The following is a 13,857-nucleotide window of genomic DNA, read 5'->3' as shown; positions in this document are numbered from 1 at the left end:
GCGGTGCGTGGGCGTCATGCTGCTCCCGGCGTCGATGCGGCGATCCGACCCCGCGAGCTAACCGTGAACGAGGTGGGGGAATCCCTAGAGAATCACCAACCCACGACGTACTTGCTCACACCGCGCACGGCGACCTGAGGCTTCCAGGCGATCTCCCCCGTGACCCGCAACGCGGGCATCAGGTCCAGCAGCGCGCGCAACGCCTCCTGCAGTTCGACGCGGGCCAGCGCCGCGCCGAAGCAGTGGTGCGCGCCGTGGCTGTAACCGAGGTGCGGGTTCTGCTCGCGGCCGAGGTCGAGCGTGTCGGGCTCGTCGAACCGCGCGGGATCCCGGTCGGCCGACCCCAGGGACACCAGCACCCCTTCGCCCGCCGGGACGAGCGTGCCGCCGACCTCGATGTCCTCGGCCGCGTACCGCGGGAAGACCGAACCGGACATCAGCGGCACGAACCGGGTCAGCTCCTCGACCGCGGACGGCACCAGGTCCGGGTCGTCGAGCAGCCGCTGCCAGCCGCCGGGGGTGTGCAGCAGGACGTCGACGAAGTTGCCGACCTGCGCGGCGGTCGTCTCGTGCCCGGCCAGCAGCAGCGAGTTGCCGAGGTCGACCAGCTCGTCCGCGCTGATCCGGTCCTCGTCGTCCTGGGCGCGGATCAGGGCGGAGATCAGGTCGTCGCGCGGCTCTTCCCGGCGCGCCTCGACGAGGGACGCCATGTAGCCGCGAAAGGCCGCGTGGTTGGCCATGAACTCTTCGGGGCTGATCGGCGTCGTCGAGAACACCCAGTCGGTCCAGACGCGGAACTTCGGCCGGTCCTGCGGGGGCACGCCGAGCAGCTCGCAGATCACCTGCACGGAGAACGGCAACGCGAACTGCTCCACCAGGTCCGCGGTGCCGCCCTGCTCCTTGAGGCCGGAAAGCAGCTCGCGTGCGAGGTTCCGGACCCACGGCCGCAGCTGTTCGACGCGGGCGGCGGTGAAGGCCTTCGCCACGAGCCGCCGCAGCCGCGGGTGGTCGGGTGCGTCCAGGCCGAGGATGCCCATCTCGGCACGCATCGGGATCACGCGCGGCCAGTCGTGCTGCGTGCCGAGCTGCGTCGAGAACCGGCGGTCCCCCAGCACCTGCCGCGCGTCGGCGTAGCGGGTGACGAGCCAGCCGGGCTCGCCGAAGGGCAGCTGCACCCGGGTCAGCCCCGGCCGTTCCCGCGCTTCGGCGTAGGCGTCGTCGAGCGCCAAGCCGTCGCCGTGGTTGAACGGGTAGGACACAGTGGTATCCACCTGACCCCTTTCGCCGGTGCCCGGACGGGCGGCACGCTAACACCGGTTACACTGGGGATTTCCCGGGTATCAGACGTGGAAGTCCCGCAGCTTCGGCCACAACGCCGCCCAGCTCTCGGCCCGGCCGGTGGCCAGCCACAACGGCAGGCCCTGGCTCGTGTTCGCGATCCCGAGCCCCTCGTCGACCGTGCCGACGCGCCGGACGTTCGCGAAATGCCCTTGCAGCGCCAGCGGATCCGGGCCGGCGTAGAGCACGCTCGTCGCCGAATCCGGCGGCGTCACCAGCGAGTGGTAGCCGCGGTTCGGGCTCGCCGGCTCCGGCAGGCCCAGCGCCGGGCCGTAGTGGTCGACGGCACCGGCCTGCCAGTACATCCGCGTCACGATCGCCGTGTGGGCCGGGTCGGGCAGGGCGTGGTAGGTCTTCGCGATCGACGCCGTCACCTCCGGCCAGCCGACTTCTTCGGCGGAGAACACCGACTTCGGCAGCTGCGGGTGGTCCCGCAGCCACGACCGCGGCCAGATCGGCAACGCCGTCGGCAGCATGATCAGCACCGTGAGCAGGTACACCGGCCAGGTGGCGGCCCACCGCCACCAGCGCGCCGCCCGCCCGCGCTCGAGCTCGACCGCCGCGGCCGCCCAGCATCCGCCGTAGAGGCCCGCGACGTAGTACTGCCGCCCGGCGACGACGACGAACAGCACGGCGAGCCCGGCCGTCGTCCAGCCGAGGAACCGGTATTCCCGGAGCTCGGGTGCGCGCAGCAGCCGCCAGCCGCCGTACCCGAGGAGCAGCGCCGCGACCGGGAGCCCGGTCAGGGCGAGCATGACCGGCAGGATCATCGCCCGGCCACCCGGCATCGCCGCGACCTCCTGCGAGATCGCCGTGCTCATGGCCAGCTGGGGCCAGCCGTGCGTGGCCTGCCAGACCAGCGTCGGCGCGACCGCGGCCACCGCGATGAGCCCGCCGAGCCACAGGGCGGGCCGCCGCAGCAGCTCGCGCGGACCGCACGCCAGCACGGCGATCACGGCGACCAGCCAGAACGCGCCGATCAGCAGCTTGGTGTTCAGCGCGATGGCGGTGACGACGCCCGACCACACCAGCAGGCCGTCGGCGCGGGTGCGGACCCAGCGCACGAGCAGCCACACCAGCAGCGTCCACAGGAACGGATCGAAGGTGGACGTCGCCAGGTAGTGGCCGCTCGCCACGAACTGCGTGGACACCGCGAACGTCGCCGCGCCCAACACCTGCGCCCGGCGGCCGCCACCCATCTCCCGGGCGATCAGCGCCGTGAGCACCACGGACACGACCATCACGGCCATCGCCGGCAGCCGCAGGACGAACACGGAGCCCGGCGCGATCGCCTCCATCGCCCGGGCCAGCAGCGGCACGAGCGGCGGCTGATCGGCGTACCCCCACGCCAGATGCCGTCCGGCGGCGAGGAAGTAGAGCTCGTCCCCGAAGTAGCCGTACCGTCCCGCCACGGCGATCAGCAGGAGCCCGAGCAGCCCCGCGACGACGAACACGGGCGTCCGCGCGAAGGGCGCCGTGTCCCTGACCTTCCGGGGGGCCGCGAAAAGGGCGGTCAAGGTCACTCCCATCGAACGAACCGGGCGGCGAGCACCGAGCACGCTACCGGCGGAAGCACCGGAACTTGTCTAGATTCTGCTTGTCAGGCACCGCCCTCGGCCGGTGCCATGCGCCGTTCGAACCAGAGGTGGGCGAGCACCACCAAGGCCATGCAGGCCACCAACGTCCGGCCGCCGATACCGTGGGCGAGCAGGCCGAGCAGGAGCGGGACCACGATGCCCGTGATGATCCGCGAGATCGTCCGCTGCATGTCGGAGCTGTGGCTGGCCACACCGGTGATCACACCGAGGGCGAAGTAGGTCGCGACCGCGCCGCACAGCAACCAGCGTCCCTGCCCGGGCAACGGATCGGACCCGTGCTTCATCACCGACGAGAGCGACACCGCCACGGTGGCCACGACGCCGGTGACCAGGCAGTGCAGGCCGAGCGCCGCGCGGGCGGGGATCCGGCCGGCTCGCAGGTGCGGCAAGCCGGCGTAGCCGAAGACGACGGACAAGCCGAACATCCCGGCCAGCAACACGAACGACGCGAGTCCGGTGGCCAGCACGCCGACGTCGTAGTGCGCCTCGGCCGCGGCGCCGATGACCTGCACCACCGATTCACCGAGCACGATGATCATGAAGAGCCCGAGCCGTTCGGAGAAGTGCGCCGGATCGACCGACACCCCGTGGATCACCGGCAGCTTCCCCTCGGGGCGCGCGCCATGCCGGGTACCGGCTCGCGTGGTGAGTGCTGCCTGGGCTTGCTTGAGGAGCTTGTCGCCGGACACGGCCAGGATCAGCAGCAGATCGAGAGCGATCCCCACCGCCCAGAGCACGAGCGTCCACCGCCCGTCGACCCAGATCGACGCGATCCACGGCAGCAGCCCCGCCGAGTACTGCACGACCGGGAAGTCCAGCAGCACTTCGCCCCGGCGCCACGACCGGGACCCGTAGACGCGTGTGGCGATGTAGGCGATCGCGAAGACGATCGTCGGGTGGGTGTCGCCGTCGTGGCCGAGCACCGAATGCGCCACGCCCGGCACGGACGCGACCATCACCCCGAGGCCGAACATCCCGATCATCAGCCGGACCACGCGGGTCTTCCCGGCCGCGACGTTGCTGTACAACATGAAAGTCGTCCACGACAGCCAGAAGGCCAGGAACAGCAGCGTGTAGAGACCGAGCGCCGCGGCGTCCGGTTCGGATCCGAGGACGTGGGCCAGGGCCGCCACGCCGGCCACGACCACCAGGTCGAAGAACAGCTCGGCCCAGCTCGCGTGCCGCTCGGTCCGTACGTCTTCGGCTTCGTCGGCGGTGTTCACGGACCTGGCAACTCCTCACGAAGGATCATGGAATCAAGCCCCGTCCAGGGAGCGCAAACCGTGGTCGATGAAGTCGATCATCCACGTGAAGCTGTCGTCGACACCGACGTCGATCTGGAATCCGTTGGCCGCTTCCAACGTCGCGAACCCGTGCAGCATGGTGCGCACCATCCGCAGGACGTGGATCTCCTGACCGGAGCCGATCCCGTACCCGCGCACCATGGCCGCCCACGAGGCGAGCACCCGGTCGACCACCGCGACGAGCGGGTCGTCGGGCCCGGTCGAGCGGGCGGCGTTGCCCGCCGCGTACCGGCCGGGGTGCTGCTTCACGTACGTCCGCATCGCCTGCGCGCCGGCGGTGAAGGCGTCACTGCCCGCCCGGCCCTGGATTGCGTCGCGGATGGCGTCGGCGAGCTCGTTGCCGGCCTGGACCGCGATGCGGTGGACGAGATCGGCCTGGCCGGCGACGTGCTTGTAGAGCGAGGAAGTCCGGACTCCGAGCCGCTCGGCCAGCAGGCCCATGCTGAGCTGGGCGAACCCGACCTCGTCGGCCAGCGCGGCCCCGGCTTCGGTGACCGAGGCCGGGGTGAGCCCGGCCCTAGGCACGGGTCAGCGTCTTGTCCAGGAACGGCTGGGCCAGTGCGACGACCTGGTCGGGCGTCTGGACGTGGAGGTAGTGCCCGGCACCCTCGATGACCGCCAGTTCACCGAGACCGCGCGGCAGGTCGGCGACGATCTTCTCGCCCTCGGCGCGGGGGTCGGCCCAGTCGGGGTCGACGCTGCCCTCGATGATCAGGACCGGGCACGTGACGTTGGCCAGCTGCGCACCGGCGTCGGCCGGGCTGGTCTTGCACATGGCCTGCAGCACCTTCATCCGGCCCGGCTCACGCAGCTTCGCCGCGATACGCGCCGACTCGCTGTCCCAGTCGGCGGGCTTGACCGGCAGCGCCACGTCGAGGTACTTCAGCCAGCTCTCCAGCCTTCCGCGCACCATGACCTGCGCCATCTGGGTGTAGCCGGCCCGGAACCGCTTCACCCGCACCAGTCCGCCGAGGTCGAACGACTGCGCGCGGGTGAACGGCGCCAGCTCGATGACGCCGGCGATGAGATCGGGCGCGGTAGCGGCCGCGATGGTGGCGGCGCCACCGCTGATCGACTGGCCGATGATCACGGCCGGACCACCGAGATGACGCACGACGGCGACCAGGTCACCGGCGATGTCGGTCCGGCTGTAACCATCCCAGCCGACGCTGGAGTCCCCACAACCACGGACGTCGACGTTGGCGACCCGGTACCCCTGCGCGGCCAGGGCCGGGGCGAGGAAGCGGTAGGAGTGCCGGCTGTCGCCGATGCCGTGCGCCAGAACGACGAGAGGCCCCTGCCCGGTCACGTCGTAGGCGAGGGTGTTGCCGGCGATGTCCAGGTATTCGGTCATGACGTTCTCCGCAACGTTGGCTAACTCTGTTCGCCGCCAAGCTAATGCAATTAGCCAACGGGCGTCAAGCCCTGGCTGGGGCTGGGTCGAGGGTGGTCACCGCCCCGCCCCCGGTACGCCGAGCGTGGTGTGGACGGTTGACCAAGCGGCTCGATGCCGCGGGTCCGAAGGAGGAAGCAGTATTCGTTGAGCGACGCCGGCTTCTCGTATCGGTCAGCGTCCGCCTGGGCCAGTTCGAGCAATGCCCGTTCAGATAGCCAGGTCGTCTTCGAGCGCGCGGAGCAGCGTACTGGTGCGCGTCAGGTGGTCTGTGACCTCGCTGATCCTGTCCCGGTAAGTCGTCTGGCACGGCGCGTCGGCTTCGCCGAGAGGTGAGACGTCAACGACTACGGCGCCAACCTCCTCCCACAGGAGGCGGACAGCGGCTCACCCTCATCAACGAAGCCCGACCCGCGGCCCTCCAGCAGTCCTCGGCGCTATCCGCTCACTCAAGCCGTGGCGGCGATCACCGTCGGACGCCGGGCCTGCCGGCGGCCGACGGTGACGAGCCCCGTCGCGCCGGTCAGCAGCAACGCCGCCGCGGCGGGCCAGAACCAGAGGCGGCCGGTGCTCGAGCCGTCCAGCAGGAAGCCGGACAGCAGGCCCGCCAGTACCGCGCCGAGGCCCCAGGACATGGTCGTGTAGCCCAGGTAAACGCCGGTCGCCCCGTTCGGAGCCAGCTCGGACGCGACGACGTCGGCCGCCACGATCAAGGCGAGCTCGCCCACCGTGACCACCAGCATCCCGGCGTAGAACCAGGGTGTGCCCGCCGGCAGGCAGAGCAGGCAGCCGGCCGCCATCACCAGGGACCCGCCGCCGAGCAGGACCCACCGCCGGGACATCGCCCAGCCCTCCGTCAGCCGGCCCGCCGCGTGGCCGAGCGCGACGACCACCAGAGCGTTCATCGAGTTGATCAACCCCACGTCGACGTACTGCAGCCCGCGGTGTTCGGCCTCCAGCGGCACCGCCGAGACGAACAGGGAAACACCGAACCACATCGGGACCGTCAGCACGCAGTGCCCCACGAAAAGCTTGTGGCGCAACGGTTCGGCGAACGCCGTCCGCCAGCTTCCCTGCCGGCGGGCGGGCGGGGTTCGTTCCACTTTGCGGTATCGGAGAAGGGCTCCGGCCGCAGCGCCGAGGTAGACGACCGCGGACAACACGAGTACCAGGCGAGGTGCCCCGCCGGCGCTGACCAAAGCGCCGGCGAGAGGTCCGGCCAGCGCGCCGACCTGCGTCGCGACGTAGAAGCCGGCGAAGGACCGCGCGCTGCTGCCGTCGTCCTTGGCCACCCGCGCCAGCACGACGCGGCCGGCGGAGTTGTACGCGGCCCCGCCGGCGCCGTCGATGACCAAGGCCGCGAGCCAGATCGGGAAGGTGATCGACGACGCCAGCAGCGCGTAGCCGGCGGCCTCCGCCACCAGCCCGAGCACCAGCACGCGCTCGGCGCCACGCCGGTCGCAGAGCACGCCGACCGGCAGGGCGAGGCCGCGCCGGAAGACCGCGTGCACGGCCACCAGCGTGCCCACCTCGATCGGGCTCATCGCACCCGCCCGGAGCGCGACCACGCCCAGCAACGGGATCGTGAGGTAGTACCCCAGGCTGGTCGCGATCCTGGTGACGCCGATGAAGCGCTTCGTCGAACGCACGCGCGTGGACCGCCCTTCCGGACGCGGGCTCGGACGGCCCACGGGATCGCCGGGGCCGTCCGAGGTCAGGGGGTTATCCGATCTCGAGCCGCAAGGTCTTGACGAGCCGGTCGAACACATCGCCGAGGCCGGACACGGTGTCCGCGGTGAAGACGACGTGCCCGTGGGCCTGCCCGGCGTCCGGCGGGACTTCGACGTCGTCGCCGACGGCGCGGTACAAGGTGAGCTCTCGCACGTCCGGATCGGCGTTCACCTGCTCCACACCGTGGATGTTCTTGATCCGCCCGGCCTTCTCCGCGAAGAACAGGTAGAAGCCGGTCGGTTCCGGCTCCGGTTTCGAGGTGAGATCCGGCTGTCGGCCCAACGCCAGGTCCAGCAGGCCCGCCACCATGTCCACCCCGGTGCTCGACAACAGCGACTGGTAGACCGGGCCGCCGCCCAGCCGGGCGGCGGTCTCCAGGATCATCGGGTCCGCGCCGTCCCGGATGCGGAATTCGGTGTGCGTGGCGCCCGTGCGGATGCCCACGGCCCGGTGCGCGGCGGCGGTGATCTCCCGGATCCGGGCCTGGACCTCGGCCGGAAGCCGGCTCGGCGTGGTGTAGTAGACCTCTTCGAAGTACGGCCCGTTCATCGGAAGCGGCTTGTCGTGGATGGCCACCACGTGCGTTTCGCCGCCGACGACGAGGGATTCGACGCTCACCTCGCTGCCGGGCAGGTACGCCTCCAGCATGATCGAGCCCCGGTACCGCGCCAGCGCGGACTCGTGGAGCGGGTCGTAGCGGAAGGCGTCCCAGGCGCCCCGCCTGATCGGTTCGAAGTGTTCGGCCAGTTCCGCGAGGTCGTCGACCCGGCGCACGTACATGCTCCCGCCACCGATCAACGGCTTCATGACCAGCGGGAAGCCGATGCGCCCGGCCGTCACGACGGCTTCGTCGACGGTGCCGGCCAGACCGAACGCCGGCTGGGGCACGTCCCCGGCCGCGAACGCCTGGCGCATCGCGTACTTGTCCCGCGCGACCCGCGCGGTTCGCTCGCCGATGAACGGCAACCCGAGGTCCGCGGCCACCGCGGCCGCGGCCGGCACGCTGTGCTCCACGAACGTCACCACGCCGCGGACCGGTTCCGGTTCGTCTTCGACCAGCGCACGTGCGGCCGCGACGGTCTTCGCGATGTCCGACGTGTCGGCGGCGACCACCCGGTCGGCGAACTCCCGCTCCCACGTGGGGTTCTCCACGATCAGGATCAGCCGTTCACCGTGCCGCTTCGCGTATTCCGCCGCACGGCCGAGATGCCGGCGCCGGCTGGCGTTCGCCGTGTGCAGGATCAAGATGCTCATACGTCCCGTCTCCCCTCGATGGCCGGACCGAATCCCGTCGCCGCTCTTGAAGAGGACGCCGGGTGCCTCCGCTGATACACGGCGCCGTGTATCAGGCGCGGCGGCCGAAATCCTCTTGATGGTGATGAGTGCGTTGGACAGGCCTCGCGATGGGAGACGCAGAGTGCTCGACAACCGATTTCAGCTGGACGAGAACCAGGTCCGGGAATTCAGGGACCGGGGCTTCACCGTGTTGAGGGGGTTCTACGGCGAAGACTTCACGGATTACCTGCGGCACACCATGGGAAACATCCTGGCGCGCCCGACCGACAAGTACCAGAGCGGGTTCAACAGGCTGGCGTTCGACATGTACGACGGGGACGAGCAACTCGTCTCCCTGCTGACCGACGAAACCTTCAGGGCCGCGATGAACCGCCTGACCGGGCGCGGCATGTTCTTCGCGCAGGCGCTCTCGTTCGAGTTGCGGAAGCTGAAGGACAAGGGTTTCCCCTGGCACATCGGCACGCAGAGCTTCGGCTACCAGCACGCGGACGACTACGGCTGCACCATCTGGGCGCCGCTGGCGCCGATCGACTCGAGCGGCCAGCGGGGCGGGATGGCCTACGTCCCCAAGAACGTGATCTCCGGCGACTTCATGTACTCCGCCGTGGATCCCGCGTCGTTCCGCCTGCTGAAGGAGCACGTCGACGCCAAGGACGACATCACGCTCGAGGAGTTCGTCCAGCTCCGGGACGGCCCGCTGAACGATCCGGCGATGAAGCGGCTTCTGGACTACTTCTCGGTGGAAGACGACTTCGAGATCGGCGACGCGCTGATCTTCGACAAGGACGTCATCCACCGGAGCGTCCTGCTGGAAGACGGCCCGCTCGACACCCGGATGGCGTTCGTCATGCGCTTCTTCTGCGATGACAGCACCTACGACAAGAACCGGGCGCACGACCTGGAGGTGCCCAGAAAGCACTTCTCCTACGCCGGGCCGACGGCCTTCCACCTGGAGGTCGCCGACAAAAGCGGTGCGCGCCTTTCCGACAGCCCGATCTTCGCCGGGCAGGACTACCGGTCGTTGAAGTAGCCGCCGGCCGATCCGGTTGACCTGCCGTCGTCACCGCACCGCGGCCGTTCAGCCGGATCGGCGATCGGTGGACACGCACGCGTTCACCCACCCAGGAGCCGAACAAGCCATGAAGGCACCCGAATCCCGCCGTACTCTCGCGGCCGTCGCCGTGATCTCGACGCTGATCACCGTCGGCATGACGCACGCCGTTCCCGAGATCGGGAAACTCGGAAAGCTCGGGGACGGCGGCTGGTTCCGCGTCGTCGGTTTCCTGGTCGCGATCGCGGTGATCGTCGTGGCCGGGCGCCTGGGTGGCTGGGTCGCGGCCCGCGGCCGTCAGCCCCGTGTCATCGGCGAGATGGCGGCGGGGATCTTCCTCGGCCCCGCGCTGCTCGGCCAGATCGCACCGGAGGTGCAGCGCGCGGTGTTCCCGGCGGACTTGATACCGCACCTCGGCCTGGTCGCCCAGCTGGCGATCATCTGCTTCGTGTTCCTGCTCGGCGCCGATCTTCCCATCGGGCTGCTGCGCGGGTCGGGTCGCCGGGTGGCAACGCTGGGGATCGGCATGGTGGGCGTGCCGCTCGTCTGCGGGCTGCTGCTCGGCGCCGGGCTGGCCGGGGCGTACCGCCCGGCCGGGGTGGGCCTCCTGCCGTTCGTGTTGTTCATCGGCACTTCGCTGAGTGTCACGGCGTTCCCCGTACTGGTCCGGATCCTCGCCGAACGCGACCTGATCAAGACGAGGATCGGCACGCTCGGCCTCGCGACCGCGGGTTCGGGCGACGCCGTCTCGTGGTGCCTGCTGGTGGTCGTGGTCGCGATGGCCCGCGGTGATTCGGCGGCCACCGCCATCCCGACCGCCGGGCTGCTCATCGCCTTCGCGGCGGCGACCTTGCTCGTGGTTCGCCCGGCTCTGCGGCACTTCCTGGCGCTGGCCGGGACGAACACGGCGTTGCGCCGATGCTCGACGTCAGTCGTCCTGCTCTGCGCCGTGTCCGGCGCCTACATCACCGACTGGATCGGCGTTCACGTGATCTTCGGGGCGTTCCTGGTCGGCCTGGCCATGCCGCGCGACAACGTCACCGCACAGCACCTCGGCCGCACCGTCGAACGCGGAGTCACGTTCGTTCTTCCGCTGTTCTTCGCGGTGATCGGCTTCAGCCTGCAGTTCACGTTCCTGCGGAACCCACGGGACTTCCTGATGTGCGGGCTGCTGATCGTCGTAGCCGTCGCCAGCAAACTGGGGGCGACGACGCTGGTCGCCCGGCTGACCAGGCTGAGCTGGCGGGAGTCCGCGGGCCTCGGCGTCATGGTCAACTGCCGGGGCCTGACGGAGCTCGTGATGGTCTCCGCGGGGTTGTCACTGGGCATCATCGGCCCGGACCTGTTCGCGGCGTTCGTGGTGATGACGCTGGTGACGACGGTCATGACCGGGCCGCTGCTGCGTCGGCTCAAGCTCGAACGGGAAGCGAGCCGGCCCGCGGACGACCGCAGCATCGTCCGTTAGGAGACGGTGGCCAGGTCGAGCCCGCGTTCCTCGATCATGCACCGGAGCTGCTTGAGGGCACGCGTGCGCGTCGGGCCGATGCTGCCGATGGGGATGCCGAGGGTGTCGGTGATTTCCGAGTACGTCCGCGGGGCGTCGGTGTACAACGCGTGGAGCAAGGTCCGCCAGCGCGGCGGCAGTTCCTTCACGAGCGCGCGGATCGCCTGAGCGGTGACGGCGTCGATCACCCGCTCCTCCAGGTCGTCGGCCGGATCGGCGGAGTCGCCTGGCCCTTCGGCGCCGTGCGCCAGGTGGGTGTCCCGGCGGGAGATCCGCAGGCATTCCCGGTGTGCCGTGGTCTTCAGCCAGCCGCCCAGGCGTTCGGGGTTGTCGATGCGGACGCAGTTCTCGATCAACCGCAGCCAGGTCAGTTGCACCGCGTCGCCGGCGTCGGCGGGTTGCAGCCGGAAGGAACGCGCGGTGGCCCACAGGAGGCCGCCGTAACTGCGCACGATCTCTTCCCACGCCGCGGAATCCCCGGCACGGGCCGCGCGGAGCAGGTCGCCCGTCCCGGCCGCGGGGCCCGCTGGCGGCTCATCCCGGACGAGCAGGCGGCCGGACCGGTGCGTGTTTCGCATTCCGGCGGTGGCCGGACCATTTCTCGACGCTGCTTTCAGCTCATTCATACGTCGGCACTATCAAGCAGGCGGTCGACAGTCGGTCGACAGCTCGTCGACACAGCAGCTCACGAACGCGGGCCGTAGCAACGCTCCCCAGGCAGCGCCGAGGACGTCACGTCCTTCAGTCCGTGGGAGAGAGGGCCGCTCGAAGGATCGCCCGCGCGGAACCGGCCAGCACCTCGGCGGCGCGTGCGCGGTCGAGCCCGCCGATGTCGGTGAGCCACACCAGCGACTCGATGCCGGTCGCCGATCGGATCGCGACGGCGGTTTCGCGGATGTCGACGTGCGGATGGGTCTCGGCCAGCGGCGCCAGCGCCTCCTCGATCCACCGGATCGCCCGGCCGCCACGCAGCACCGGCTGCGTCGCCCCCGGCTCCAAGGACAACCGCAGCTGCGCCCGAAGCTGCGGCTCCCACCGCACCACGAAATCCAGGAACGACCGCATGACCAGCTCCAGGCGCGCGTCCGCGTCAGCAGGCGCGTCGACTGGCAGCAACCCGACGCCGTCCTCGATTTCCGGATAGGCGGCGAGCAGCAGGGTGCGCTGGTTCGGGAAGTAGCGGTAGGCCGTGGTCCGCGAGATGCCCGCGATCACGGCGGCGTCCTCGACGGCCGGCGACTCGCCGGCCGCGAGCAACTCGTGCGCCGCCGCCACCAACGCGGCCCGGGTCCGGCCCTTCTGCCGCCGACGGCCGGTGGACTCATATGGTACCGCCATGCCATCATGGTACTCCAGTACCACAAGGAGGCAGTCATGGCCGACGACCCCATGGAAACGAACCCCGAGCTGTACCGAGTCGCCTTCGAAAACGAACGCGTCCGGGTGCTCGAGTACCTCGACGGGCCAGGCGACCGGACCGCACCACACCGGCACCCGGACAGCGTGATGGTCACCCTCAGCCCGTTCCGGCGCCGGATCCACGCCGGCGGCCGGGAAGTCGGCGTCGATCTGCCGGCAGGGGCTGTCCGCTGGCTCGACGCACAGGAACATTCAGGCGAGAACGTGGGTGACACCCCGACGCACTCGGTGTTCATCGAACTGAAGGAGCCTCGCCCCGACGGCTTCGTCCCGACCACGGCCTTGGGACCCGCTGAACCATGAGGACGCACTGCCCGCTCCGAGATGATCCGGCGGCGCCGCGGACGGTGACGTCGGCCTGGGACTTCGGCCGCGCGGTCACGGCATCAGCCTGACGACACGGACGCTTGCGGCGGCGCGGCCGCTACCTCGGGCGCAGGACCGTCATGAAGAGGTCACGCCGGACACCGAACCCCAGCGTCTCGTACAACCTGATCGCGTTCGTGTTGGTGGCCGCCACGTGCAGGAAGGCCCGCTCTTCCCGGCCGGCGATACCGGCGATCAGCGCCCGCACGAGGCTGCTGCCCAGCCCCTGGCCCCGGTGGTCCGGAGCCGTGCACACGGCGCTGATCTCCACCCAGCCGGCGGGACGCATGCGCTCCCCCGCCATCGCGGCGAGCACGCCGTCGCGGCGGATTCCCAAGTATGTTCCCATTTCGATGGTCCGCGGCAGGAACGGACCCGGCTTCGTGCGGCCGGCGAGGTCCAGCATCTCCGGGACGTCCGCCGCGCCGAGACGGACCGCCCGGGCGTCCGGGGCGCCCGTCAACGCCGGCGGCGCGGTCAGCTGCACGACGTCGAACCGGTCGGCGACGGTCCAGGTCGCGGGCACCGGCCCGGAATGGTGGACGTACGCGGCCGAGCCGTGACCCACGAGGCGGGCGGCGTCGGCCCAGTCCCGCTCGGTCGCGTCGGCCGGGAGTCCGAGGAAGGGCGACACGTCCGTCCGGTAGCGCAGGACGCGTCCGCGCCGTTCGGCGAGCTCCGCCTGCGCCGGGCCGGACAGGGCCGAGTAGACCGGGTTGTCCAGGACGTGCTCGACGTCGGTCTTGAGCTGGTTCACCACGGAGTCTCCTCAAAGCCGGGGCGGGGCGCACTTCCAGCATCTCCACGAGCCTAAGATGAAGCAAATCGATGACGTTCATCTCTCGATCGGTGGATTC

General features: G+C 70.3%; 13 protein-coding genes. 3 read left to right on the top strand and 10 right to left on the bottom strand.

The features are described 5' to 3' along the window. Window positions 1-92: 92 nt before the first annotated feature. The 7 genes from OHS58_RS06440 to OHS58_RS06410 all read right to left on the bottom strand — a co-directional run bounded on the left by OHS58_RS06440 (window position 93) and on the right by OHS58_RS06410 (window position 8,618). Window positions 93-1,271 (bottom strand): cytochrome P450, encoded by a 1,179-nt coding sequence (locus tag OHS58_RS06440; RefSeq protein WP_328647502.1) that lies wholly within the window; start codon window positions 1,269-1,271, stop codon window positions 93-95. Between the two features lie 69 nt (window positions 1,272-1,340). Beyond that, window positions 1,341-2,855 (bottom strand): ArnT family glycosyltransferase, encoded by a 1,515-nt coding sequence (locus OHS58_RS06435; protein WP_328647501.1) that lies wholly within the window; start codon window positions 2,853-2,855, stop codon window positions 1,341-1,343. Window positions 2,856-2,938: 83 nt separating this feature from the next. Further along, window positions 2,939-4,159, bottom strand: a complete 1,221-nt coding sequence (locus tag OHS58_RS06430) for a low temperature requirement protein A (RefSeq protein ID WP_328647500.1) — start codon at window positions 4,157-4,159, stop codon at window positions 2,939-2,941. 33 nt (window positions 4,160-4,192) lie between these two features. Continuing rightward, entirely contained in the window at window positions 4,193-4,765 is a 573-nt protein-coding gene (locus OHS58_RS06425; protein WP_326950769.1) for a TetR/AcrR family transcriptional regulator, read from the bottom strand. Beyond that, window positions 4,758-5,594, bottom strand: a complete 837-nt coding sequence (locus tag OHS58_RS06420; RefSeq protein WP_328647499.1) for an alpha/beta fold hydrolase — start codon at window positions 5,592-5,594, stop codon at window positions 4,758-4,760. Before OHS58_RS06420 ends, OHS58_RS06425 begins: the two co-directional genes overlap by 8 nt. Before the next feature lie 488 nt (window positions 5,595-6,082). Next, the gene (locus OHS58_RS06415; RefSeq protein WP_328647498.1) at window positions 6,083-7,282 is read right to left on the bottom strand and encodes an MFS transporter; all 1,200 of its coding nucleotides are present in this window, start codon (window positions 7,280-7,282) and stop codon (window positions 6,083-6,085) included. A gap of 73 nt (window positions 7,283-7,355) precedes the next feature. Continuing rightward, window positions 7,356-8,618 carry an ATP-grasp domain-containing protein gene (locus OHS58_RS06410; RefSeq protein ID WP_328647497.1) on the bottom strand — a complete coding sequence of 421 codons (1,263 nt, stop codon included), beginning with the start codon at window positions 8,616-8,618 and terminating at the stop codon, window positions 7,356-7,358. A 118-nt stretch (window positions 8,619-8,736) separates the two neighbouring features. On the opposite strand from OHS58_RS06410, the gene OHS58_RS06405 reads away from it, so the two are divergent. Beyond that, window positions 8,737-9,690 carry a hypothetical protein gene (locus tag OHS58_RS06405; RefSeq protein WP_328647496.1) on the top strand — a complete coding sequence of 318 codons (954 nt, stop codon included), beginning with the start codon at window positions 8,737-8,739 and terminating at the stop codon, window positions 9,688-9,690. A gap of 109 nt (window positions 9,691-9,799) precedes the next feature. Next, on the top strand, window positions 9,800-11,176 hold the full coding sequence (locus tag OHS58_RS06400; RefSeq protein WP_328647495.1) for a cation:proton antiporter: 1,377 nt from the start codon (window positions 9,800-9,802) through the stop codon (window positions 11,174-11,176). Here OHS58_RS06400 and OHS58_RS06395 read toward each other — a convergent pair. Both OHS58_RS06395 and OHS58_RS06390 read right to left on the bottom strand, forming a co-directional pair. Continuing rightward, window positions 11,173-11,793 carry an RNA polymerase sigma factor gene (locus tag OHS58_RS06395; RefSeq protein ID WP_328647494.1) on the bottom strand — a complete coding sequence of 207 codons (621 nt, stop codon included), beginning with the start codon at window positions 11,791-11,793 and terminating at the stop codon, window positions 11,173-11,175. The two genes, OHS58_RS06400 and OHS58_RS06395, sit on opposite strands and share 4 nt — an antisense overlap. Window positions 11,794-11,956: 163 nt before the next feature. Beyond that, the gene (locus OHS58_RS06390) at window positions 11,957-12,553 is read right to left on the bottom strand and encodes a TetR/AcrR family transcriptional regulator (protein ID WP_328647493.1); all 597 of its coding nucleotides are present in this window, start codon (window positions 12,551-12,553) and stop codon (window positions 11,957-11,959) included. 36 nt (window positions 12,554-12,589) lie between these two features. On the opposite strand from OHS58_RS06390, the gene OHS58_RS06385 reads away from it, so the two are divergent. Beyond that, a complete protein-coding gene (locus OHS58_RS06385; RefSeq protein ID WP_328647492.1) occupies window positions 12,590-12,937 on the top strand; it encodes a cytoplasmic protein in 348 nt (115 codons plus the stop codon). A 121-nt stretch (window positions 12,938-13,058) separates the two neighbouring features. On the opposite strand, the gene OHS58_RS06380 is transcribed toward OHS58_RS06385, so the two are convergent. Further along, on the bottom strand, window positions 13,059-13,760 hold the full coding sequence (locus OHS58_RS06380; RefSeq protein WP_328647491.1) for a GNAT family N-acetyltransferase: 702 nt from the start codon (window positions 13,758-13,760) through the stop codon (window positions 13,059-13,061). Between the last annotated feature and the right edge of the window lie 97 nt (window positions 13,761-13,857).

This window comes from Amycolatopsis sp. NBC_00348, assembly GCF_036114655.1.
In the GTDB taxonomy this organism is placed as follows: domain Bacteria; phylum Actinomycetota; class Actinomycetes; order Mycobacteriales; family Pseudonocardiaceae; genus Amycolatopsis.
This window is presented reverse-complemented; position numbering and strand designations above follow the sequence as displayed.

Excerpts from the sequence above, each read along its gene's own strand:
- OHS58_RS06420 (WP_328647499.1), bottom strand. The coding sequence starts at position 5,594 with ATGACCGAATACCTGGACATCGCCGGCAACACCCTCGCCTACGACGTG.
- OHS58_RS06410 (WP_328647497.1), bottom strand. The coding sequence starts at position 8,618 with ATGAGCATCTTGATCCTGCACACGGCGAACGCCAGCCGGCGCCGGCAT.
- OHS58_RS06405 (WP_328647496.1), top strand. The coding sequence starts at position 8,737 with ATGGTGATGAGTGCGTTGGACAGGCCTCGCGATGGGAGACGCAGAGTG.
- OHS58_RS06400 (WP_328647495.1), top strand. The coding sequence starts at position 9,800 with ATGAAGGCACCCGAATCCCGCCGTACTCTCGCGGCCGTCGCCGTGATC.
- OHS58_RS06395 (WP_328647494.1), bottom strand. The coding sequence starts at position 11,793 with ATGCGAAACACGCACCGGTCCGGCCGCCTGCTCGTCCGGGATGAGCCG.
- OHS58_RS06390 (WP_328647493.1), bottom strand. The coding sequence starts at position 12,553 with ATGGCGGTACCATATGAGTCCACCGGCCGTCGGCGGCAGAAGGGCCGG.
- OHS58_RS06385 (WP_328647492.1), top strand. The coding sequence starts at position 12,590 with ATGGCCGACGACCCCATGGAAACGAACCCCGAGCTGTACCGAGTCGCC.